Source organism: Halarchaeum nitratireducens, assembly GCF_017874695.1.
Classification (GTDB): Archaea; Halobacteriota; Halobacteria; order Halobacteriales; family Halobacteriaceae; genus Halarchaeum; species Halarchaeum nitratireducens.
The window spans coordinates 296,334-318,448 of the sequence record NZ_JAGIKY010000001.1 but is presented as its reverse complement, the minus strand read 5'-3'; the positions used below and the strand labels follow the sequence as shown (position 1 = coordinate 318,448).

General features: G+C 67.8%; 18 protein-coding genes. 9 read left to right on the top strand and 9 right to left on the bottom strand.

What is annotated here, in order from left to right; all coding sequences use genetic code 11:
* Position 1 precedes the first annotated feature (1 nt).
* The 3 genes from J2754_RS01445 to J2754_RS01435 form a co-directional block, all read right to left on the bottom strand.
* Positions 2 to 1,687: an acetate--CoA ligase gene (locus J2754_RS01445; protein WP_211086478.1), complete on the bottom strand. Its 1,686-nt coding sequence runs from the start codon at positions 1,685 to 1,687 to the stop codon at positions 2 to 4.
* A gap of 69 nt (positions 1,688 to 1,756) precedes the next feature.
* Positions 1,757 to 3,697, bottom strand: coding sequence for a 3-hydroxyacyl-CoA dehydrogenase/enoyl-CoA hydratase family protein (locus tag J2754_RS01440; RefSeq protein WP_211086477.1), 1,941 nt, complete (start codon positions 3,695 to 3,697; stop codon positions 1,757 to 1,759).
* A 42-nt stretch (positions 3,698 to 3,739) separates the two neighbouring features.
* The gene (locus tag J2754_RS01435) at positions 3,740 to 4,492 is read right to left on the bottom strand and encodes an IclR family transcriptional regulator (protein ID WP_211086476.1); all 753 of its coding nucleotides are present in this window, start codon (positions 4,490 to 4,492) and stop codon (positions 3,740 to 3,742) included.
* Positions 4,493 to 5,011: 519 nt separating this feature from the next.
* Here J2754_RS01435 and J2754_RS16535 point away from each other — a divergent pair.
* Both J2754_RS16535 and J2754_RS01425 read left to right on the top strand, forming a co-directional pair.
* Positions 5,012 to 6,205: a thiolase C-terminal domain-containing protein gene (locus tag J2754_RS16535; protein ID WP_211086475.1), complete on the top strand. Its 1,194-nt coding sequence runs from the start codon at positions 5,012 to 5,014 to the stop codon at positions 6,203 to 6,205.
* Positions 6,202 to 6,708 carry a Zn-ribbon domain-containing OB-fold protein gene (locus tag J2754_RS01425; RefSeq protein ID WP_188877034.1) on the top strand — a complete coding sequence of 169 codons (507 nt, stop codon included), beginning with the start codon at positions 6,202 to 6,204 and terminating at the stop codon, positions 6,706 to 6,708. Before J2754_RS16535 ends, J2754_RS01425 begins: the two co-directional genes overlap by 4 nt.
* A 31-nt stretch (positions 6,709 to 6,739) precedes the next feature.
* Here the strand turns inward: J2754_RS01425 and J2754_RS01420 are convergent, their stop codons facing one another.
* A complete protein-coding gene (locus tag J2754_RS01420) occupies positions 6,740 to 7,777 on the bottom strand; it encodes a zinc-binding dehydrogenase (RefSeq protein WP_188877035.1) in 1,038 nt (345 codons plus the stop codon).
* A 253-nt stretch (positions 7,778 to 8,030) separates the two neighbouring features.
* Here J2754_RS01420 and J2754_RS01415 point away from each other — a divergent pair, with 253 nt between their 5' ends.
* Positions 8,031 to 9,473, top strand: coding sequence for an aldehyde dehydrogenase family protein (locus J2754_RS01415; protein ID WP_188877036.1), 1,443 nt, complete (start codon positions 8,031 to 8,033; stop codon positions 9,471 to 9,473).
* A gap of 77 nt (positions 9,474 to 9,550) precedes the next feature.
* Here J2754_RS01415 and J2754_RS01410 read toward each other — a convergent pair whose 3' ends face one another.
* From J2754_RS01410 to J2754_RS01400, 3 genes are all read right to left on the bottom strand, one after another.
* Positions 9,551 to 10,306, bottom strand: coding sequence for an SDR family NAD(P)-dependent oxidoreductase (locus J2754_RS01410; protein WP_188877037.1), 756 nt, complete (start codon positions 10,304 to 10,306; stop codon positions 9,551 to 9,553).
* A 98-nt stretch (positions 10,307 to 10,404) separates the two neighbouring features.
* Positions 10,405 to 11,946: a GMC family oxidoreductase gene (locus J2754_RS01405; RefSeq protein ID WP_245332828.1), complete on the bottom strand. Its 1,542-nt coding sequence runs from the start codon at positions 11,944 to 11,946 to the stop codon at positions 10,405 to 10,407.
* A gap of 181 nt (positions 11,947 to 12,127) precedes the next feature.
* Positions 12,128 to 13,039: an NAD(P)/FAD-dependent oxidoreductase gene (locus J2754_RS01400; RefSeq protein ID WP_211086473.1), complete on the bottom strand. Its 912-nt coding sequence runs from the start codon at positions 13,037 to 13,039 to the stop codon at positions 12,128 to 12,130.
* Positions 13,040 to 13,149: 110 nt separating this feature from the next.
* Here J2754_RS01400 and J2754_RS01395 point away from each other — a divergent pair, with 110 nt between their 5' ends.
* The 4 genes from J2754_RS01395 to J2754_RS01380 all read left to right on the top strand — a co-directional run bounded on the left by J2754_RS01395 (position 13,150) and on the right by J2754_RS01380 (position 16,304).
* Complete coding sequence (locus J2754_RS01395) at positions 13,150 to 14,232, top strand: hypothetical protein (protein ID WP_211086472.1); 1,083 nt, start codon at positions 13,150 to 13,152, stop codon at positions 14,230 to 14,232.
* Between the two features lie 69 nt (positions 14,233 to 14,301).
* A complete protein-coding gene (locus tag J2754_RS01390) occupies positions 14,302 to 14,871 on the top strand; it encodes a UGSC family (seleno)protein (RefSeq protein WP_188877041.1) in 570 nt (189 codons plus the stop codon).
* Between the two features lie 19 nt (positions 14,872 to 14,890).
* Positions 14,891 to 15,973, top strand: coding sequence for a hypothetical protein (locus J2754_RS01385; protein ID WP_188877042.1), 1,083 nt, complete (start codon positions 14,891 to 14,893; stop codon positions 15,971 to 15,973).
* Positions 15,974 to 16,052: 79 nt separating this feature from the next.
* Entirely contained in the window at positions 16,053 to 16,304 is a 252-nt protein-coding gene (locus J2754_RS01380) for a hypothetical protein (protein WP_188877043.1), read from the top strand.
* An 11-nt stretch (positions 16,305 to 16,315) separates the two neighbouring features.
* On the opposite strand, the gene J2754_RS01375 is transcribed toward J2754_RS01380, so the two are convergent.
* Together J2754_RS01375 and J2754_RS01370 are read right to left on the bottom strand one after the other, a co-directional pair.
* Complete coding sequence (locus J2754_RS01375; RefSeq protein WP_211086471.1) at positions 16,316 to 17,347, bottom strand: zinc-dependent alcohol dehydrogenase; 1,032 nt, start codon at positions 17,345 to 17,347, stop codon at positions 16,316 to 16,318.
* A gap of 276 nt (positions 17,348 to 17,623) precedes the next feature.
* Positions 17,624 to 18,415 carry an IclR family transcriptional regulator gene (locus J2754_RS01370; protein ID WP_188877045.1) on the bottom strand — a complete coding sequence of 264 codons (792 nt, stop codon included), beginning with the start codon at positions 18,413 to 18,415 and terminating at the stop codon, positions 17,624 to 17,626.
* Positions 18,416 to 18,625: 210 nt separating this feature from the next.
* On the opposite strand from J2754_RS01370, the gene J2754_RS01365 reads away from it, so the two are divergent.
* The gene (locus J2754_RS01365) at positions 18,626 to 19,957 is read left to right on the top strand and encodes a phenylacetate--CoA ligase family protein (protein WP_188877046.1); all 1,332 of its coding nucleotides are present in this window, start codon (positions 18,626 to 18,628) and stop codon (positions 19,955 to 19,957) included.
* A gap of 218 nt (positions 19,958 to 20,175) precedes the next feature.
* Positions 20,176 to 21,963 (top strand): ABC transporter substrate-binding protein, encoded by a 1,788-nt coding sequence (locus J2754_RS01360; RefSeq protein ID WP_211086470.1) that lies wholly within the window; start codon positions 20,176 to 20,178, stop codon positions 21,961 to 21,963.
* Positions 21,964 to 22,115 lie beyond the last annotated feature (152 nt).

Sequence of the window (22,115 nt, the reverse complement as noted above, 5' to 3'; positions counted from 1 at the left end):
GCTACGGCTCCTCGATGCCCTCCTCCTGGCGGAGCTCGGTCCGTCGGATCTTGCCCGTCGACGTCCGCGGGAGCGTGCGCACGAACGCCAGTTCGCGCGGGTACTCGTACTTCGCCAGGCGCTCTTTGACGTGCGCCTGGAGGTCGTCGCGTAAGTCGTCGGACGCCTCGTAGCCGTCCGCGAGGACGATGAAAGCCTTCGGGATCTCGCCGCGCGTCTCGTGGGGGACGCCGATGACGCCGGCCTCGGAGACGGCGTCGTGGGTGACGAGCGCCTCCTCGATCTCGTCCGGCCCGAAGCGGTAGCCGGAGCTGATGATGAGGTCGTCGTCGCGGGCGTGGAACTGGAAGTAGCCGTCCTCGTCCCGAGAGACGAGGTCTTCGGAGAGGAGCCAGCCGTCCTGGACCTTCTCCGCGGTCGCCTCCGGCTTCCCGAGGTACTCGACGAACAGCATCGGATCGCCCTCGTACCTCACGGCGAGTTCGCCGATCTCGCCGGGCTCCGTTACCTCCTCGCGCGTGTCGGGGTCGAGGACCGCCACCTCGTGGCCGACCGAGGGGACGCCGAAGTAGTCGATACGGTGATCGATACCGAAGCCGGGGTCGTCGGAGATGAGGCCGCCGACCTCCGTGGATCCGTACCCCTCGACGAACGCGGCGTTCTCGAAGGTCGTCGTCGCCCAATCGATGATGCTCTCGCCGGCGGACTCCCCCCCCGTCGAGAACGACTGGAGGCTCGTGAGGTCGTAGCGCTCGTCCGCGTCCTCGACCTGCATCATCATCCGGACGGCGGTCGGCGGGAGGTTCAACTGCGTCACCTCGAAACGCTCGACGAGCTCGAACTCGGCCTCGGCGTCGAACTTCCCCTCGGGCCGGCCGACGACCGGGATGCCGTAGAACAGCGGCGGGAGCACCATCTGATTCAGCGACATGATCCACGACCACTCCGAGATGGTCCGCACGACCTGCTCGTCGCCCGTCTCGTGGCCCTGGAGGCTGACGAACTGCGGGAGGAGGCCGAGCAGGTGGCGGTGGGCGTGGACCGCGCCCTTCGGTTGGCCCGTCGTCCCGCTCGTGTAGATGATGCAGGCCGGATCCGCCGGGTCGGTCGCGCGCGTCTCGAACTCGGTGCTCCGCCCTTCGATCGCGTCCCAGAAACACGTCTCGTCCCCCCGGTCGAACCCCTCGCTCGTCACGACGAACGAGAGCGAGTCGAGGTCGTCACGGATCGGCCGGAACGTCTCGATCGCGCCCTCGTCGACGACGAACGCGACGGCGTCGGAGTCGTCGAGCCGGTAGCGGAGGCCGTCGGTCCCGAGGAGCACGCTGAGCGGGACGGTGACCGCCCCGAGCTTGAACGCCGCGAGGTGCGCGACGAGCGACTGGAGTCGCTGGGTCCCGTTGACGGCGATGCGATCGCCCGCCTCGACGCCGCGCTCGTCGAGGTAGTTCGCGAAGCGGTTCGCGTACCCGCGGAGCTGTCGGAAGGTGTACGTCCGCTCCTCGCCGTCGTCGTCGATGTAGAGCGCGACGCCGTTCTTCTTCGCCGCCGCCCACCGGTCACAGACGTAGTGCGCGATGTTGAACGTCTCCGGGATCTCCCACTCGAACCACTCGCGGGCCTCCTCGATCGTGTCGAAGCCCTGCTCGTGGAAGTAGTAGTTCTCCAGCCGGTCTATTTCGTCCATTCAGTTCCACCTGTTCCGGATACACTACAATAAACGTTATCTATGTCACGTAACACGAAATCCGGGGCCCTACTCGAAGTCGGGATCCCGGTCGTGGGTGAACGCCTCGACGCCCTCCAGCATGTCGTCGGTCGTCGACAACAGGCCGAACGCCTGACTCTCCATGGCGATGGCGGTCTTCAGGCTCGCGTCCTGCCCCTCGTTGATGACCTGCTTTGCGACCTTGAGCGCGGTCTGCGGACCGTTCGCGATGTCGGAGACGAACGCCTCGACGGTCTCCTCGAATTCGGACTCGGGGACGGCGCGATTCAGGATGCCCCAGTCGACGGCCTTCTCGGCGCTGATCTGTTCGCCGCGGAAGACGAGCTCCTTCGTGCGCGCCTCGCCGACGAGGCGCACGAGGCGCTGCGTGCCGCCGCCGCCGGGGATGAGGCCGAGGTTGATCTCGGGGCTCCCGAGTCGCGACCCCTCCGTGGCCAGCCGGATGTCGCAGGCCATCGTGATCTCGAAACCGCCGCCGAGACAGAGGCCGTCGATCTTGGCGATCGTCGGGCGCTCGAAGTCGTAGATGGTCTCCACGGCGTCCTCGACCGCCATCAGGTCGGTCGCGTCCGCGGTCGTGAAGCCCGTGATGTCCGCGCCCGCGCTGAACGCGCGATCACCCGCGCCCTCGAAGGTGACGCAGGTGACCTCGTCGGTGTCGACGGTCTTGAGCAGCCGGTCGATCTCGTTCAGCATGTCGTCCGAGAGCGCGTTCAGCCGCTCCTCGCGGTCGAAGACGACGCGGAGCACGCCGTCCTCGTCGATCTCGTGTCGGATGTAGTGGTACGGGCCGCCGTCGGAGTAGTCGTAGAAGCCCCGCCCGGCGTCCTCGCCGGTGTGCCCCGACTCGACGAGCTCGACCAGATAATCGGCGGGCTCGTACCGCGGTGCGCCCGTCTCCTCGTGGAGGGTTTCCAGCTTCTCCAGCACGCGACCGAGACCGAGCTTATCGCCGGTACGACACGTTCCCTCGGGGAGCCCGCCGCCGAGGCGCATGGCGATGTCGATGTCCTCGGGGTCCGCGACGTCCTGCCCGACGAGTCGCGCCGCCTCGTTGATCATCCGGGCCTCGACGCGGAGCGTGTTGAAGCCCTCGCCGTCGCCCGGTTCGTAATCCACCCCGGGACCGTCCTCGTAGTCGTAGAAGCCCTCGCCGGTCTTTCGCCCGAGGTCGTCGCCGTCGACGAGCGATCGATAACACTCCGGCACCGGCTCGTTCCACTGCTCGCGGGTGTGGACGAAGATGTCGAGACCGCCGAAGTCGGCGAGTTCGAACGGGCCCATCGGGTAGCCGCGACGGTACACCATCGCCGCATCGGCCTGTCTGACGTCGGCCTCGCCGGCATCACGCATCCAGCCGGGCTCCTCCATGAACGGGACGAGGACGTTGTTCACGACGAACTCCGGGATGTCCTTGCGGACGAGCACCGGCGTCTTATCGAGCGACTCCACGAACCCGTAGGCCGCGTCGACGACGTCGTCGTCCGTCTCCTCCCCGGAGACGACCTCGACGAGGTCCATCTTCACCGGCGGGTTGAAGAAGTGCATCCCGCAGACGCGCTCGGGGTGCTCCGTCTCCGCCGCGATGTCGGTCACGCGCAGGCTCGACGTGTTCGTCGCCAGGATCGTGTCCGCGGCCGTGGCCGCCTCGACGTCGGCGAAGAGGTCACGCTTCATCTCCAAGTCCTCGGGGATGGCCTCGACGACGAGGTCCGCGTCTCCGACGGCCGCCTCGAGGTCCGTCGTCGTCCGCACGCGATCGAGGACCGCGTCGGGGTCCTGATCGAGTTGCCCCTTCTCGGCCAGCTTTCCGACGCTCCACTCCAGTTGCTCGTACCCGTCTTCGACGTACGACTCCTCGATGTCCCGGAGGGTGACGTCGTAGCCCGCGATCGCCGCGACCTCGGCGATCCCGTGGCCCATGCTTCCCGCTCCGAGCACTGCGACGGTGTCGATTTCGCGTCCCATCGTGCCATCCATTCGCGCAACCGGTAATCAAGGTGACGGTGCCTATCGTCCGTACTGATACTTGATCGAGACGCGGTTGCGCGACTCCTTGAGCGCGCCGAGCAGTTCGTCCTGATACGACTCGTTCCGGATCCGCTCGGACGGGCAGGCGATGGCGAGGCTGGCGACGTGGTCGTCGTCGGGGTGGAGCGGGACGGCGACCGTCCCCATTCCCACGACCTGCTGGTCGACGTCGACGGCGTGCCCGTCCTCACGGACGGTCGCCAGTCGCTTGCGGAGCCGATCGGGGTCGGTCACGGTCCGCTCGGTCACCCGTTCGAGGCCGCCGTCGAGGATCGCGTCGACGCGCTCCGCGGGCATGTGCGCGAGGATCGTCTTCCCCGACGCCGTCGTGTGTAGCGGGGTCCGCATCCCCGAGTACGTCCCGAGTTCGAGGGCGTTCGCCCCCGGGTGTTGGTGGAGGATGACCGCGCTCCCCGCCTCCTCGACGACGAGCGTCGGGAGCTCTTCGGTCTCGCGCGAGAGCCGAGAGATCTCCTCGCGTGCGGCCTGAAAGACCCGGTTTCGGTACTGGAGACGCGTCCCCATGTCGAGAAACCGGTAGCTAAGCTCGTACGTCCCGCCGTCGTTGACCGCGTAGCCGACGGCTTCGAGCGAGCGCAGGTACCCGTGCGCGGTGCTCCGATGGACGTCGAGGGCCTCGGCGACCGCCGCCGGCCCGGCGCCGTCCTCGCGCCAGAGCACCTCGACGACCTCGAAGACCCGCTCGACCGATTGCATCGTTGGCGTCGTCATCGTCCCGTCGTTCACCGCGCACGCCCAAATTCGTTTGGGTATATCAGACGAGACGCCGAGTCGTCGGCGCGGCCGTATCGCGTCGTCGCCGTCGAGTCGGCGGTAGCCGCTCCGCGATCGACGCGATGACCGAACGGATCGGATCAGGGGGTCTCCACCCGACCGCGACCGAATTACACCTGTATCTTCGTAAAGGAGTGCGTCGAAGCCGTCGCCCCACGAGCGTTCGTTTCCTATTACCAAACGAGTCTGCTGACGGTTCGCCGCCGATCGGCGTGCTGGCGACGGACGACGACGGGCCGACGGCGCGCGCCGGCGAACCGCCCACTCAAACTATAACTACGTGGGCGCCGTCGACCGCGATAGTGTCGCGCTCACTCACGATTACTCGCTCCGGTGCGACCGTCGACGCGCCCACGGACCGCAACATTGATTGTGATACTCCGTGATGTAACGATTGATGCAGAGTGATAACGAGCGGCACGCTGTGGTCGGTGACGACGCACCGGAGGCCGCGCCGTGACGCGGAACGCCGCGATCGTCGGTGGCGGTCACACCGACTGGGGCGAGCGCGACGCGACGTGGAAGGACCTCGCGCAGGAGGCCGGGAAAGCGACGTTCGACGACGTACCGGACGTCGGCCCGACGGACGTCGAAGGGCTGTTCGTCGGCGCCGTGCAGCCCGAGCGCTTCGCGTTCCAATCGCACGTCGCGCCGCTCGTCGCCGAACTCCTCGGCGTCGAGGCCGATTCGATGATCGCCCGGACGGAGCTCGCGTGCGCGAGCGGACAGGCCGCGCTCCGCTACGCGTGGCTCGCCATCGCCGCGGGCCAACTCGACACCGCGCTCGTCATCGGCGTTGAGAAGATGAACCTCCCCGACGGCCACGACGAGGAGATGCAGACGAGCATGTCGAACGTCGTCGACCGCGAGTTCGACGGCGTCAACGGGCTCAACGCCCCGACGTACTTCTCGTTCCTCGGGCAGCGCCACATGCACGAGTACGGGACGACCCAAGAGCAACTGGCGAAGGTCGCGGTGAAGAACAAGACGCACGCCGCGAACAACCCCTACGCGCAGTTCCGGATGGACATCGACGTCGACGACGTCCTCGACTCGTACCCGATCGCGCCGCCCCTGCACCTCTTCGACTGTAGCGGCGTCACGGATGGCGCGGCCGGCCTCATACTCATGAGCGAGGAGAAGGCCCGCGAGGTCACGGACGAGGCGACGTACATCACCGGGAGCGGCCAATCATGTATGGCGGGCAACTCGGTCAACAACGTCCCGTCGTTCTCCGCGTGGCCGCAGGCGACCGTCGCCGCCGAGCAGGCCTACGAGCAGGCCGGGATCGACGACCCCGTGAAGGAACTCGACGTCGCCGAGATCCACGACTGCTTCTCGATCAGCGAGATCATCGAGTACGAGGACCTCGGGTGGGTCGAGAAGGGCGAGGGCGGTCAGTTCATCGAGGACGGTCGCAGCGAACTCGACGGCGACATCGCCGTCAATCCCCGCGGCGGGCTGCTCGGCTGTGGCCACCCGTTGGGCGCGACCGGCGTCTCGCAGGCCCTCGAAGTCCACAAGCAGTTCACGGGCCGCGTCGAGTCTGCCCGACAGGTCCCGGACGGTCCCGAGACGGGGCTCATCCACAACCTCAGCGGGAGCGCGTCGGTTCACAGCGTCATGACGCTCGGGAGGGATCCGCGATGAGCGACGAGCCGCCCCGCGGGTCGACGAGCCTGCCGGACAGCGTGGACTTCCCGCGGCTCTTCGACTTCTACGAGATCCAAAGCGAGGACGAGACGCGCATCCACGAGTTCTACGCGAACCTCGACGACGGGTCGCTCACGACGACCGAGTGTGCCGATTGTGGCGAACTCCACTTCCCGCCGCGCGTCGTCTGCCCCGAGTGCACGAGCGATGACCTCTCGTACGCGTCGCTCCCGCACACCGGGACGCTCCACGCGTTCTCGGTGATGCGCGCCGGCGCGCCGATCGGGAAAGTCGACGACCTCCCGTTCGTCGTCGGCATCGTCGATCTCGACGGCGTCGACGTCCGCCTCTCGGCGCGTATCGACGACGCCGAGTACGACGACCTCACCATCGGTGATCCGGTGACGCTGAAGGTCGTCGACATCGAGGGTCCCGCCGACCTCGAACGCGTCTTCTACCGCTTCGTTCCGGCGGACGCGGACGCGGACGTGGACGCGTAGGCGCTCCGCGAGCCGTCCCCCGGCTCCCACGCTACGGGCGCACGAGGACCTTCACCTCACCCGATCCGCCGTCCGCGAGCGCCTCGAAGCCCTCCGACTCGATATCCGTCAGGTCGATCCGCGACGTCACGAGCGACTCGGGGTCGAGGTTGCCCGCGGCGAACTTCCGGAGGACGGTCCCGAACTCCTCGGCGGCCCGCGGGCCGGTCTGGTAGGCGGCGGACCCGCTCGCGCTCCGCTGGGCGCTCACGTACGCCATGACGTCCGCCTCGATCTCGTCCTCGAAGACGCCGACGAGCGTCGTATGCCCGCCCGGCCGGGCGGCCTCGATCGCGTCTGCGTAGCCAGACTCGGTCCCGGTGACGTCGAAGGAGACGTCGGCCCCGCCCCGGGTGTCTCCGCGGACGGTCTCGACGAAGTCGGTCTCGCGCGGGTCGACGACGACGTCGGCCCCGCCCTCCGCGGCGAGCGCGCGTCGTGCCTCGCGGTGGCCGGACGCGTACACCGACCCGGCGCCCATATCACGCGCTAACTGGACGGTCGCGAGCCCGATCGGCCCCATCCCGACGACGGCGACGTCGTCGCCCGATCGGATCGGTGACTGCAACAGGCCGTGGTAGGCGACCGTGAACGGTTCGGCGACGGCGGCGAGCTCCGGCGAGACGCCGTCGGGGAGCGGGACGACGTTCGTCGCGGGCGCGCTCACCCGCTCCGCGTACGCGCCCGGACGCTGTGCGCCGACGACGGTGAGGTCCCGACAGAGGTTGTACATCCCGGCGTCGCAACACCAGCAGTCCTCGCAGGCGACGAGCGGGTTCACCACGACGTCCGTGCCGACGTCGACGTCCGCGTCGGCGCCCGCCTCGACGACGGTGCCGCCGAACTCGTGGCCCATGACGTAGGGGAGCGACGCCTCGCCGGCGCGCGGGCCGTGGCTGTACTCGGCTAGGTCTGACCCGCAGATGCCGCAGGCCGCGACGTCGACGACGACCTCGTCCGCCTCGGGTTCGGGCGCCGCGACGTCCTCCACGCGGACGTCGCGGTTGCCGTGGTATCTGGCTGCTCGCATGACGCTCGATACACGCGCGTCTATGCACATAAATCGTCGTATATTGTTCCTGGGGGGATCCGGGTCGCGGATCGTCGGTCGCCCGTGGTCCATCGGGGGCGGTCGACCGCCGCACTGTGGGGGACGCGCCGCCCGCGGCGTCGCCCGCCGAACCATAAGGATCGTTATGGATAGAACTATTTGGGTCGCGTCCGTACGCGGGGACAACAGCGGACCCACCAGCGCGGAGACGGTCGGCCGTTGTCCACAAATCATGTCACTTGCGACTAACGAGCGATACCGGATGTTCATCGGCGGCGAGCTCGTCGAATCGGCGGGCGGGGAGTACCGAGAGACGATTGACCCCGCGACGGAGGAACCCATCGCGGAGTTCGCGGCCGGGACGAGCGAGGACGTCGACCGCGCGGTCGCGGCCGCCCGCGACGCCCTGCCGGAGTGGCAGGCGAAGACCCCCACGGAGCGCGGCGAGGTCGTCGAGCGCCTCGCGGACGTCGTCCGCGAGAACGCGGAGACCCTCGCGGAGGTCGAGACGCGCGATCAGGGCAAACCCCTCTCCGACTCCCGCGGCGCCGTCGAGGGCCTCGCGCAGACCCTCGAATACTACGCGGGCGCGGCGGGCAAACTCGAAGGCAAGAGCATCCCGACGGGCGGCGAGGAGGTCGACTTCACCGTTCGGGAACCCTACGGCGTGAGCGCGCAGATCATCCCGTGGAACGCCCCGCTGAACCTGATGGGGCAGGGGACCGCACCCGCGCTCGTCGCCGGCAACACGGTCGTCATCAAGCCCGCACCGACCACGCCGCTCTCGGCGATCCACCTCGCGGAGCTCTTCGAGGACGCCGGCGTGCCCGACGGCGTCATCAACGTCGTCACCGGCGGGGCGGAACCGGGTGCGGCGCTCTCCGGCCACGAGGACGTCGACACCGTCTCCTTCACGGGGAGCGTCCAGACCGGCGCGGCCGTCATGGAGTCCGCCGCGGCGAACATCACGCCCGTCACGCTCGAACTCGGCGGCAAGAACCCCGCCGTCGTCCTCCCCGACGCGAACTTGGAGGAGGCCGCCGACGCCATCGCGCTCGGCATCTTCATGAACACCGGGCAGATCTGCGCCGCCGCGGACCGCGCCATCGTCCACGAGGACGTCTACGACGAGTTCCTCGACCTCGTCGTCGAGCGCGCCGACGCCTACGAGCTCGGCGACGGCATCGACGACCCCGACATGGGCCCCCTCAACTACGAGGCGCACTTCGAGAAGGTGATGGACTACATCGACCTCGGCGTCGAGGAGGGCGCGACCATCGAGACGGGCGGCGAGGCCCTCAACCGCGACGGCTACTTCGTCGAACCGACGGTCTTCTCGGACGTCGAGACGGACATGCGGATCGCCCAGGAGGAGATCTTCGGGCCGGTGCTCTGCGTCATCCCGTTCTCGGAGCGCCGCGAGGCCGTCGACATCGCCAACGACGTCGAGATGGGACTCACTGGCGGCGTCTTCTCCGACGACATCCGGGCCGCGCTCAACACCGCCGAGCAGATCGAGGCGGGGAGCGTCTACGTCAATCAGTGGTTCGGCGGCCCGATCGGCGCGCCGTTCGGCGGCTTCAAGAAGAGCGGCATCGGTCGCGAGATGGGGATGGAAGCCTTCGATTCCTATCTCCAGACGAAGAACATCTGCGTCAACCTCACCGAGCGCTGAACGCGGCTCCGGCCGCTCGGTCGACCCCGAACACCGCTTTTTCGCGCGCGACGCGTCGCCCGCCGAGCCCCGCCGACTTACTGGTCCTGGAGGAACTCCGGCCACTCCTCCGGCGGCTTGCTCAGGTAGTCCGGGCGCTCGTTCAGGCTCCCGCCGCCGTCGAGTTCGATGGCGGTCGCGTTGACGTACTCGGAGAGGTCGGAGACGAGGAAGAGGACGGTGTCGGCGACGTCCTCGGAGGTGACGCCGCGTTCGAGCGGGCCGTTCGGCGAGCCGCCGGGACAGACCGCGTTCACGCGGACGTCCGGCCCGAGGTCGCGGGCGGTGTGCTTCGAGAGGCCGATGAGCCCCCACTTCGCCGCGGTGTAACTCGGGTTCCCGTGGACGGTGACGTTCGTCCCCGCCATCGAGGAGATGTTGACGATGCGGCCGTTCCCGTGCTCCAGCATCTCCGCCGAGGCGGCCTTCGAGCAGTTGAACGGCCCCGAGAGGTTGAGCGAGATGCCGCTCTCCCACTCGTCGTAGTCGAGGTCAGTGAAGTGGTCGGTGCTGCTCCCGCCGGCGTTGTTGACGAGGATTTCGAGGCTCCCGAAGCGCTCGACCGTCGCCTCGACGAGCGCCTCCGCGGACGCCGGGTCGGTGACGTCGCACTCGACGACTTCGACGTCGACCCCGTCCGCGCGGAGGTCGTCCGCCGTCTCCTCCGCGAGCTCCACCTGGATGTCGGCGATCACGACGTCACACCCGGCCTCCCCGAGCCGTGTCGCGATCTCGCGGCCGAATCCCTGTGCGCCGCCGGTGACGATAGCCGTCTCTCCGTCGAGGTCTATCATACCTCCCCGTCACCGCGAACCGGGTTAAAGATAACGAACGATTGCCGTGTTTACGCGTGCGCGGACGTCGCCCGTGGAGAGCGTACCGACGCGTCGGTTCAGTCGTTCCGAACGAGGTCCGCGCCCCTCTCCGCGACGGCGATGGTGGGCGCGTTCGTGTTCCCGCTGGGGACGCGGGGCATCACGGAGGCGTCGATGACGCGGAGGCCGTCGATGCCGTGGAGTCGGAGGTCGTCGTCGACGACGGCCATCTCGTCGTCGCCCATCTTGCACGTGCAGGTCGGGTGGTAGCCCGAGACGGCGTTGTTCCGGATGTACTCCGCGATCTCCTCGTCGCTCTGGGCGTCCTCGCCCGGATAGAGTTCGCGTTCGCGGTACTCCGTGAGCGCGTCCGTCTCGCCGATCCGACGCGCGCGGCGGATGCCCGTGACGAAGTCCTCGACGTCCTCCTCGTCCAGCATGTACTCGGGGTCCATCACCGGATCGTCGTGGGGGTCGGCGGACTGGAGCGTGACGCGCCCGCGCGCGCTCGGCCGTAACGGCAGCACCATGATCGAGAATCCGGCTTGCGGGTCGTTCTCCGCGCCAGGCGCGAGCCCGTACTGGAGGTCGGGCGCGGGGAGGTCCGGATCGGAGCGCTCGAAGGCGCCGACCATCGAGCGGTCGTAGCGGGTCCCTCGTTCCTCGCCGTCCGCCGTCTCGATGGGCTCCGGGGCGGCCTCGATCGGTTCCGAGCTCTCGTAGACGACCGGCACGCGCAGGTGGTCTTGGAGGTTCCGTCCGACGCCCGGGAGGTCGTGACGGACGTCGATGCCGTGCTCTTCGAGGTGGTCGGCGGGGCCGATGCCCGAGAGCATCAGTAGCTGGGGCGTCTGGACCGCCCCGGCGGCGAGGAGGACCTCGCCGTCGTCCGTGACTTCCGCGGTTTCCGTCGCGCCGTCCTGTTCGTAGACCGCGCCGGTCGCCCGGTCGCCGTCGAAGGTGAGTTCGGTGACGTGCGCGCTCGTCTCGACGTGGAGGTTCGGGCGATCGAGGACGGGCTTGATGAACGCCGCCGCCGCGCTGTGTCGGTGGCCGTTGTCCATCGTGGAGTGGTAGTAGCCGATCCCCGCCTGCTGCTCGCCGTTGAAGTCCATGTTCACGTCGAGCCCCGCCTCCCGCCCGGCCTCGACGAGCGTCTCGCTGAACTCGTTCGGAGACCCGCGCCAGACGCTCAGCGGCCCGTCGTGACCGTGGTACGCCTCGTCACCGTCGGCGTTCAGGGTCTCGGACTTCTTGAAGTAGTCGAGCATCTCGTCGTACCCCCACCCCTCGTTGCCGAGTTCCTCCCACCGGTCGTAGTCGTCGGGGTGGCCGCGGACGTACGCCATGCCGTTGATGACGCTCGACCCGCCGAGCGCCTTCCCGCGGGGCCAGTCGATCCGACGGCCGTTGAGCCCGGGTTGGGGCTCGGTCTCGAACTCCCAGTCGAGGTCGGAGCCGAGGACGTCCCAGACCCGCGTGGGATCCTTGACCATGTCGCGGTCCTCCGCCGGCTCGCCCGATTCGAGGACCAGCACGTCGACGTCCTCGTCTGCCGTCAGTCGGCGGGCGAGCACGCACCCCGCGCTCCCACCGCCGACGATGATGTAGTCGTACATGATTAACGATGCAATCATAGATAGAATATAACTAATAATTTCCGGTCACCGATGGTCGGTTGCGAAACGGCCTCGTCGCACCGGCGCTCGCGTCCCATGGCCCACCCGAGTCCACCGTCGTGCGGTCGCACCTGCTCCACGTCACGCCGTCCGCGGCGGCCCGTCGCCGCTCACCGCCGCGCTACAGGTACTCCTTCGCCGACTCGACGGCGGTGATGCCGTCGCCGACGCCGGCGCCGATCTCGAAGACGCTGTCTTGGCGGACGTCGCCCGCCGCGAAGATGCCCTCAACGCTGGACTCCATGTCCGGGCCGACGACGACCGCTCCCTCGTCGTCCAGCGCCACGGCGCCGTCGAGGAACTCGGTGTTCGGCACGGAGCCGACGTTGACGTTCAGTCCCCCGATCTCGATCGTCTCCGGCTCGCCCTCGGCGTCGACGACCGCGAGGCCGTCCACGACGCCGTCGCTCCCCAGCACCTCCGTGACCGCGACGTCCGTCCGGACCGTGAGCCCGTCCGCCTCCGCCACCCGATCGCGGAACGCCGCGTCCGCCGACAGCTCCGCGTCGGGCGTGAGGAGGAGTACCTCCGAGGCGTAGTCCGTGAGGAAGACGGCGTCGATCGCCGCGTGGTTCCCGCCGCCGACGACCGCGATGCGCTCGCCTCGGTAGAGCGGTCCGTCGCAGGTCGCACAGTGGAAGATCCCGCGTCCCTCGTACTCCTCCTCGCCGTCGACGCCGAGCCGTTCGGAGTGGCTCCCCGTCGCCACGATGACCGTCTCCGCCTCGTGGGCCTCCCCTCCCGCACGGACCACGTGGGGATCGTCACCGTCGCCGGGCTCGACGGCCTCCACGGCCTCCAGCTCCACGTCGACCTCGTACTGCTCGACCTGTTCGACGAGTCGCGCGCGCAGGTCGGTGCCTGCGACGCCGCCCGGGAACCCCGGGAAGGACTCGACTTCGTGTCGATTCACCAGTTCGCCGCCGATCGACTCCGCCTCGAAGAACAGCGTGTCGAGCGCGGCCCGGCCGGCGTACGTGCCCGCGGCCAACCCGGCGGGTCCCGTCCCGATGATGAGAACGTCGTGTACCATTGTCGCCACGCGCAGGTCCGCGAGAGAGCGCAAAAAAGCTTTCTCCCGCTCGGATTCGCCCGCGTCGGCACAAAGACGAAGGCGACCGACGGAGTAGCCGGCACTGACACATGGTCCGAGACGACGCCGACGACGAGTCGATAGCGGCGGTTTCGCGCACCCTCTACCGGCAGGGGATGACGGACGGCCTCCCGGTGATTCCGCCGACGGAGGCGCGCGTCGCGGAGATGCTACGCGGCACCGACACGCCCGACGACGCGGTCATCGGTCGCCTCGGGAACGACGACAATCCCATCACGGTCGCGGGGCTGGCGTCGAACGCGGTGATGGCGGGCTGTCTGCCCACCCACATGCCGGTGCTGGAGGCCGGCGTCCGGGCGCTGGCGGACCCCGACTCGAACTCGATCCAGTTCTCCGTCAGCACGGGTGGGTGGGCCTACCAGTGGATCGTCAACGGCCCCGTCCGCGGCGACGTCGGGATCGCCGGCGGGACGGGCGCGTACGGGCCGAACTACCGCGCGAACCGGGCCATCGCCCGGGCGCTCGGGATCGCCTACCGGAACACCGCGAAGATCCACCCCGGCGAGAAGGACATGGGCGTGATGGGCAACCCATTCAAGTTCAGCCTCCTCCTCGGGGAACACGAGGAGGCCAGCCCGTGGGAGCCCTACCACGTCACGGCCGGCTACGACGAGGGGGACAGCACGATCTCGCTCTCCGGACCGAACAGCTTCGTCCAGTGGGAGCCGGCGGCGGCCGAGGCGGAAGCCGTCCTCCGCGGGATGCTCGCCAACACGCCGCCGGCGATGGTCGGCGGCGAGCAGCAGGGCGGCGATTTCGATCAGACGATCACGTACGTCCTCTGTCCCGCGAGCATCGACCTCCTCGCGGACGCCGGGCTCTCGAAGCGCGACGTCAAGCGGTACGTCGCGGACAACTCCGCGATTCCGGTTGATGAGTTCCAGAAGGGGGTCCTCTGGGAGGGTGCGCTCGAGGGCTACCACGGTCGCGTCGAGAACGCGCAGGTGCCACAGATCAGGGGTCCCGAGTACGTTCGCGTCGTCGCTGGCGGCGGGCGGACCGGCCGGTGCGACGCCGTCATCGGGCCGTCGATCGGAGGGCCGGTGACGGAGCCGATCGACTACCCCGACGGCTGGTCGGCGCTCGTCGCCGAGTACGGGCCCACCGAATGACCCCACAGCACGCATACATCATTATCTGTCACCAAAAACTATATTGTCAGTGCGTATAGTACCCATACTATGGGTCTCGTAACCCCCTCCTCGACGGGCAACGACACGGACCAGAAGCCACTCACCCCGCGCGTCGACTCGCTCGATGGGACGCACATCGGGCTGTACGACAACGGGAAGCCGGCGGCCGAACCCCTCTTGACCGCGGTCCAGGAGATGCTCGCCGAGCGCTATCCGGACGCGACGTTCGAGTGGTACCACGTCGAGCACCTCAATCAGATCAAGAACGACGAGGAGCAGGCGGCGGTCACCGAGTGGGCCGAGGACGTCGACGTCGCCATCGGAGCCATCGGCGACTGCGGCTCGTGCACGAAGTTCCTCACGTGGGGGATCGAGTTCATCGAGGACGCCGGAACGCCGGGCGTCGGACTCATCGACGAGGGGTTCGAGCTCGACTATCAGTCCAACGCCGTCGAGCGCGGCCGTCCGCTGCGCTACAAGAAGACCCCGGTCCGATGCGAGACGACCGACCTCGAGCGCGTCCGCGACGAGGTCACCGACGACGTCCTCGACGGTATCATCGACGAGCTCACCCGCCCCCTGAACGACAAAGAGCGCGCCGACCCGGTCGCGCAGTAATCCCCGCCCCGAGATATTCATGTCCCAGCACTCACCAGACGAGCAGTCGCTAGAGGAGATCAATCAGTCGCTGTACGAGGACGGCCTGACCGACGGCCTCCCGGTGATCCCGCCGACCGACGAGCGGGTCGAGGAGATGCTTCGCGGCACCGACAAACCCCGCGACCACGTCCTCGGCGACCTCGGTAACAACGAGAACGCGATCACGGTCGAGCAGCTGGCGTCGAACGCCGTGATGGCGGGCTGTCTACCGACCTACATGCCGGTGCTGGAGGCCGGTATCCGGGCGCTGGCGGACCCCGACTCGAACTCGATTCAGTTCTCCGTCAGCACGGGATCGTGGGCCTACCAATGGATCGTCAACGGTCCCGTTCGTGAGGCGCTCGGCATCGAGACGAGCTCCGGGGCGTTCGGGCCGAGTTTCCACGCGAACCAGACGATCGCGCGGGCGCTCGGGATCGCCTACCGGAACACCGCGAAGATCTATCCCGGCGAGAAGGACATGGGCGTGATGGGCAACCCATTCAAGTTCAGCTTCCTCGCCGGCGAGAACCAGGACGCCAGTCCGTGGGAGCCCTACCACGTCACGAACGGCTACGACGAGGGGGACAGCACGATCTCGCTCTCCGGGCCGAACGGCTGGGTCCAGTGGTTCCCCGACGAGAACAACGCGGAGAACGTCTTGCGAAACATGATCGAGAACACGCCGACCTCGATGCGCGCGAGCTCCGGCGAGGACCTCAACGCGACGATCACGCACTTCTTCAACCCGTACAACGCGGAGGAGCTGGAGAAGGAGGACCTGAGCAAGCAGGAGGTCAAGGAGTACCTCGTCGAGAACTCCTACCGGACGCTCGACGGCTACGAGGAACCCCGCGGCGAGACGGGGAAGGTCCCGCCACGACAGATCCAGCAGTACGCCGATGCGGACGCCATCAACCTCATCGCCGTCGGCGGCCCCGGACGGGTGAACGCCATCGCCGGCACCTCGATCGGCGGTCCCGTCACGAAGAAGATCGAGTTCCCGGACAACTGGGACGACCTCCGAGAGGAGTACGCCATCGAGGAGAACTGGGTTCCGACCGAGGGCTTCTACGACTGAGCGTCACTCGGACCGCCCGTCGGTTCCCGCCGGGACCGCGACCAAACCGTTTTGAGCGCACGGAGCGTCCGTCCCGAGCATGCGCGCCACGACGGTCGAGTGTCCGCGGTGTGAGGCGGCCCACGAGTTCTTCTTGCAGGACGAGGAGCGACACCTCCGGCAGTGTCCGGACTGCGACGGCTGGTTCGTCTTCGCCGAGGCGGAGTCCGGCCTCAAACGGACGGCGCTCGACGACCCCGCGGCGTGCCCGGTCGCGGGGTGCGAAGAGCGCGTCGACGCGGACGATCTACCGGCGCACGTCGTCGACACGCACGACGGCTCGCTCGACTGAACCGGACCCGATCACGGGCAGACGAGGATCTTTCGCTCCTCGCTCTCCCCGCCGAGCAGCGTCTCGAACCCCCGATCGACGACGTCTTCGAGGTCGATCCGCGACGTGACGTAGTCGTCGGCGTCGAGCTCTCCGCTGGCGAGCTGGCGGAGCACGACGTCGTACTCCTTGGAGACGCGCGGGCCGAGCTGATGGGAGGTCGACCCGGCGACCGTGCGCTGGTGGCGGACGAGCTTCTGCGGTTCGAACGCGGCTTCGCCGCCGAAGACGCCGATGACCGTGGTGTGACCACCGGCGCGCGTGGCGCTGACGGCCTGATCGAGGGTGGCCTCGTGGCCGACGGCCTCGAACGCGACGTCGGCGCCCGTCCCGGTCTCCTCGTGGATCCGCTCCACGGGGTCCTCCTCTTCGGGATCGATGAGCACGTCAGCGCCGAAGTCGGCGGCGATGTCGCGGCGTGACGCCTGCGGCTCTGAGACGTAGACGGGGCCGGCGCCCGCGGAGGCGGCGAACCGCACCGCACCGAGTCCGATCGGCCCCGCGCCGACGACGACGGCGCTGTCACCGACACCGACGGGCGACTGACGGACGGCGTGGAGGCCGACGCTGATCGGCTGGGCGATGGCGGCGTCGGCGGGCGAGACCCCATCGGGGAGCACGAGCGCGTTGTCGGCGCGCTCGACGACCCTCTCCGCGTAGCCGCCCGGTCGCGCGGACGTCGCGTCGAGGTCCCGACAGAGGTTGTACATCGCGTTCTCGCACCACCAACAGTCCATGCAGGGCGTGTGCGGGCTGAGGACGACGTCGGTACCGACCTCGATGTCGACGCCGGCGCCGGTTTCGAGGACGGTGCCGCCGATCTCGTGACCCAGCGTCGTCGGATAGTCGGCGTCGCCGTGGAGGCCGTCCGTGTAGAAGTGGAGGTCGGATCCACAGATCCCACACGCGGCGACGTCCACGAGTACCTCCCCTTCGCCCGGGTTCGGCTCGTCGACGTCCTCGACGCGCATGTCTTCCGGTCCGTAGAAGAGTGCGGCTCTCATACCAGACCTAACTCATTATTCGTTAATAAATCTATGTGGTCGGCGACGCGCCGTTCGATCGCGGGACGGAGCGAGCAGTTGTTTGAGAGTGTCAAATGGACCGATTGGGATTCCCTCACGCCCGCCTCACCGTGTCATGTGACTCAGTACCGTGGTTTTTCGCGCTCACGTGCTATCCGCGATCGGCCACCGACTCGGCATAGAACGCCTAGGTTTACATCAATATCACTGTAATCGAAGGCGCGTCCTCTCTCATCCTCGTTTGACCACTGCAAATCAAGGCGATCGGTCCGCCGTGTGGATGTTGATCTCCACGCTGTTCGCCGCGCGCACGACCGCGTCCACGAGCTCGTCCTGGAATCGCTCGTCGCGCCACTTGCTCGCCGGACCGGACATGCTGATCGATCCGAGGATCGTCCCGTCGTCGTCGAGGACCGGCGCCCCGATCGCGCGGTTCCCGTGCACGACCTCCTCGTGGTTGATCGCGTACTCCTGCTCCCGGATCGTTTCGAGCTCCGCGAAGAGCGTCTCCTCGTCCGTGACGGTGTGGCTCGTGTACGGCGGGAGTCCGCAGTCGTCGATGATCTCTCGGGTTCGCTCCTCCGGCAGGTAGGCGAGGATCGCCTTTCCACCCGCCGTGCAGTGGATGTGCGTCTGGGGACGACCGCGCTTCGCCGTGTGTACTTCCTTACCGACTGCCTCCTCGCCGGCCATCTCGTAGAGGGTGAGGGTCTTTCCACGGTACTCCGTCACGAGGTGGGCGACGGCGTCGTACTCGTGGGCGAGGTCGTCGACTTCGGTCTTCGCCGCACGGTACAGCGGGCTCTGGCGCCGCACCCACTCGCCGAACGGGACGAACTCCATTCCGAGCTTGTACTCGCCGTCGACCTGCTGGACGAAGCCGTTCGACGCGAGCGTCGAGAGGTGCGTGTGGACCGTTCCCGGTGTGAGGTCCGTCCCCTCCGCGAGTTCCGAGACGGTACTCCCGCCGCTCTCGCCGAGTTCCTGTAGGATGTCGCACGTCCGATCGACGGATTGGATCTTCCGGTCCTCCGTGTTCCCGGCCATACGTCCCATACCCGGATCAACAATCATAAACTTTTGTGGTGGTCAAATCCACTCTCGCGGATCTCCCGCTCGTCACGCGTACGCACGATGTGGCCGTCGACTCCCGCGATCCACGATTTTCGTCCGTTTCGACCCTTTCGGTCACGCGATCGGGTACGCGAATCGGAGTAACCGATAGGTTAATCATCGTAGACCGTGAGTCGTCGCACCATGGCCGATGTCTACGACGAGATCGAGCTCCGCCCGTGGGACGACGTGCTCGCCGAGCACGCGCGTCTCCTCCCGAAGCAGTTCGACTACCTCGTCGAGCACTCCGACTACTACCGGCGCACGTTCGACGAGTGGGGCGTCGACCCCGGCGACGTCACGTCGCTCGACGACCTGCGCGAACTCCCGTTCATGACGAAGCAGGACGAGCGGGACTGCCAAGCGGTCCAGTCGCCCGCGAAACCGCTCGGGAAACACCAGACGGCACCGACGTCCGCGCTCAATCGCACGATTTCCTCCTCGGGGACGACCGGGAAGCCGACGTACTTCGGACTCACCGCACAGGATCGCCGCGACTGGAACGAGGTGCAGACGCGGGCGTTCTACACCGCCGGCGTCCGCCCGGAGGACACGGTGCTCTTCGGCGCCGGACAGACGATGGTCACCGGCGGGACGCCCTACTTCGAGTCGCTGACGAAACTCGGCGCGAACGTCGTGCCCGCGGGCGGGGAGAGCACCGAACGCCTCCTCTCCGTCGGCAAGGACATCAACGCGGACGTCCTCTGGACGACGACCTCGCACATACGCTACCTCGGCGAGAACGCCGAGGACGTCTGCGGCGTCGCGCCCGCGGACCTCTCGATGCACAAGGTCATCGGGGGCGCCGGTCCCGGTATCGCCAACCCCGAGATCCGCCGGGAGTTCTACGACACGTGGGACGCTTCGCTCGTCCGTGAGGGCATGGGTCTCGGCGACATCCTCGGGTGCATGTGGGCGGAGTGCGAGGAGGAAGACGGGATGCACTTCCACGCGCAGGGCCACGTCCACGTCGAACTCATCGACCCGGAGACGGGCGAGGCGAAGTCGTTCGAGGACGGTGCGGAAGGCGAACTCGTCTACACGCACCTTCGGCGCGAAGCGACGCCGCTCGTCCGCTTTCGCTCCGGCGACTACGCGAGGGTCACCGGCACCGAGTGCGCCTGCGGACGCACCGCACCGAAGATGCAGTGTATCGGCCGCGCCGACGACATGCTCATCTACAAGGGCATGAACGTCTTCCCGTCGGCGATCCGCGACGTCGTCTCCGCCGTCGAGGGTGCGGCCCCGCGCATCCGCGTGCTCACCCCCGACGCCGACAAGGTCCACTTCGAGGATCCGATCGAGGTCGAGATCGCCCGCGAGACCGGCACCGACCGCGCCGACGACGAGATCATCGAGGACGTCGTCTCCGAGGTCCGAGGTCAGCTCAAGGTCCGCGTCGATCCGACGATCGTCGACGTCGAGGAACTGCCGCCGTCCGAGTACAAGACGGACCTCGTCGAAGTCCGCGCCTGAGGCGCCACCCCTTCTCGTTTCGCGTTTCGACGGTCGGTAGCGTCGCGTCTCCCGTTTCCGTCACGTCCCGACTCCGGGACGCGATCGTCGGCGGAAGATTTATAATTATTAATTGTAATCTAGCGATCGATCGCGCTGCTCGAGCGCATCCGATCCCGGCAGACCGGTGCCGGTGACCGAGTCCGGACGCACTACGACCGACCGACGTATCCACCACCATGAACGCGGACACACGGACGACGGACGGAATCGACCGACGAACGTACTTGGGCGCGCTGGGGGCGGCCGGCGCGGCGGGCCTCGCCGGGTGTAGCGGCGGCGGCGAGAGCGCGAGCGACGAAGACCTCGGGGAGCGCGTGCCGACGATGCCCGGCGCGATCATCGCCGGAACGGCGGGCTCGTCCGACTTAGAGCGGGCGATGCAGCACGTCCAGACGCAGAGCGAGGAGGTGCTCGGGGTGCCGATGGAACTCGTCAACCGCGAGATCACGACGTACTGGACGGAGGCGTACAACGACCAGCGCACGTTCAACTTCACCGTCTCGATCTCGCCGTCGTTCCCGAGTGTCCTCGACCCGGACAACCTCCTCTACTCCTACCACATCAAGAACGCGGGGGCGAACGGGCGCCCGAACGGCATCAACTACGCCGACTGTGACTTCTCGCGGAAGGTGGACGCTCAACGCACCGCGACGAACCGGGAGCAACGGCGATCGCACGTCACGGACGCCCTCTCGGCCGCTTCGGCCGACGTCACTCCGATCACGCTGTGCACGTCGATCACGGGCGGCGCCTATCGGACCGACCAGCTCGACCCCGGCGACGCCGGATCGGCCGGTGCGAGCCTCCGCAATCCGGAGTTCCTCTGGAACACGACGGCGACCGGCGAGGCGGACGGCATCGTCTCGAACATCACGCCCGCGAACATCGCCAGCGCGACCTACATGTCGAGCCAGCCCGCGACGCCGTGGGTGGGGACGGTGTACATGCCGCTCCTCTACCGGGACAGGAACTACGAGCTCGCGGCGGGCGCCGCGAAGGACTGGACCGTCGAGAACAGCTATCAGACCTTCACGTTCGACATCCGCGAGGGGATGACCTTCCACGACGGCAGTCCGCTCACCGCGGAGGACGCCAAGTGGACCCTCGAATTCCTCGACGACAACACGGATAGCTTCTCCGCGATCAACGAGTACCCCTACGAGTCGATCACCGCCGTGGACGACACGACGCTGACGGTCGAGATGTCGCGGCCCGCACCGTCGTGGCTGACGGCGTTCGTCCCCATCTGGTCGGGCGTCCTGCCGAAGGACGTCTGGCGGGCCGCCGGCGCCGAGGAGAACCCGACGGACCCCGACTTCGAGGGGCTCGTCGGCTCGGGCCCCTACCGCGTGGTCCAGTACCAGCCGCGCCAGATCCTCGTTTTGGAGCCTGACGAGGACCACTACATCGACGCGGGCGCGGACCTGACGATCCGCGGCTATCAGGGGCGCCAAAGCGCGTTCCGCGCCTTCCAGACTGGTGGCCTCAACCTCCTGATCAACATCACGAACGACACGTGGTCGCAGATCGAGGACGGAATGGCGGAGTCGGCGACGGTCGTCGCCGGCGACGCGTTCACGTCTTTCGAACTGCGCGCGCAACACTCGTTCGCGCCGTCGATGTTCCGGGAGTTCCGCCTCGCCGTCTCGCAAGCGCTCGACCGAGCGCTGATAAACGGCATGTTCACCCGCGGGGAGGGGAGCCCGGAGCTGTACGCGTCGTTCGTCGGGAAGAACCACCCGTGGCGCCCGGAGAGCGACGACGCGCTGACGAAGATCGCGGACTCGCCGCGACCGAACGAAGAGGCGGCGAAGCAGGTGTTGCGCGACGCGGGGTGGGGGTGGGACGGGGACGGGCGACTTCACTACCCGCCCGAGAAAGACCTCACCCCCCGCTGGCCCGAGGGGTCGACTCCCTGCGAGGAGCCCGACGGCTTCCCCTGCGTCCCCGATATCTGCGAGTGACCGCGGTTCGGTCGGGCTCACCCGGCCGAAACGACCCGCTCGCGGGTCGAGAACGGCGAACCGACCGGTACTATCGGCATATTTATTATGTTCGATGATGAGCGACTTGTGTGTGGATGGTCATCACGGTTCTGACGGCCCGGCGAGCGGAT

Excerpts from the sequence above, each read along its gene's own strand:
- J2754_RS01420 (WP_188877035.1), bottom strand. The coding sequence starts at position 7,777 with ATGCGAGCAGCCAGATACCACGGCAACCGCGACGTCCGCGTGGAGGAC.
- J2754_RS01395 (WP_211086472.1), top strand. The coding sequence starts at position 13,150 with ATGGTCCGAGACGACGCCGACGACGAGTCGATAGCGGCGGTTTCGCGC.
- J2754_RS01400 (WP_211086473.1), bottom strand. The coding sequence starts at position 13,039 with ATGGTACACGACGTTCTCATCATCGGGACGGGACCCGCCGGGTTGGCC.
- J2754_RS01445 (WP_211086478.1), bottom strand. The coding sequence starts at position 1,687 with ATGGACGAAATAGACCGGCTGGAGAACTACTACTTCCACGAGCAGGGC.
- J2754_RS01385 (WP_188877042.1), top strand. The coding sequence starts at position 14,891 with ATGTCCCAGCACTCACCAGACGAGCAGTCGCTAGAGGAGATCAATCAG.
- J2754_RS01415 (WP_188877036.1), top strand. The coding sequence starts at position 8,031 with ATGTCACTTGCGACTAACGAGCGATACCGGATGTTCATCGGCGGCGAG.
- J2754_RS01435 (WP_211086476.1), bottom strand. The coding sequence starts at position 4,492 with ATGACGACGCCAACGATGCAATCGGTCGAGCGGGTCTTCGAGGTCGTC.
- J2754_RS01360 (WP_211086470.1), top strand. The coding sequence starts at position 20,176 with ATGAACGCGGACACACGGACGACGGACGGAATCGACCGACGAACGTAC.
- J2754_RS01365 (WP_188877046.1), top strand. The coding sequence starts at position 18,626 with ATGGCCGATGTCTACGACGAGATCGAGCTCCGCCCGTGGGACGACGTG.
- J2754_RS01380 (WP_188877043.1), top strand. The coding sequence starts at position 16,053 with ATGCGCGCCACGACGGTCGAGTGTCCGCGGTGTGAGGCGGCCCACGAG.
- J2754_RS01405 (WP_245332828.1), bottom strand. The coding sequence starts at position 11,946 with ATGTACGACTACATCATCGTCGGCGGTGGGAGCGCGGGGTGCGTGCTC.
- J2754_RS01410 (WP_188877037.1), bottom strand. The coding sequence starts at position 10,306 with ATGATAGACCTCGACGGAGAGACGGCTATCGTCACCGGCGGCGCACAG.
- J2754_RS01440 (WP_211086477.1), bottom strand. The coding sequence starts at position 3,697 with ATGGGACGCGAAATCGACACCGTCGCAGTGCTCGGAGCGGGAAGCATG.
- J2754_RS01425 (WP_188877034.1), top strand. The coding sequence starts at position 6,202 with ATGAGCGACGAGCCGCCCCGCGGGTCGACGAGCCTGCCGGACAGCGTG.
- J2754_RS01370 (WP_188877045.1), bottom strand. The coding sequence starts at position 18,415 with ATGGCCGGGAACACGGAGGACCGGAAGATCCAATCCGTCGATCGGACG.
- J2754_RS01375 (WP_211086471.1), bottom strand. The coding sequence starts at position 17,347 with ATGAGAGCCGCACTCTTCTACGGACCGGAAGACATGCGCGTCGAGGAC.
- J2754_RS01390 (WP_188877041.1), top strand. The coding sequence starts at position 14,302 with ATGGGTCTCGTAACCCCCTCCTCGACGGGCAACGACACGGACCAGAAG.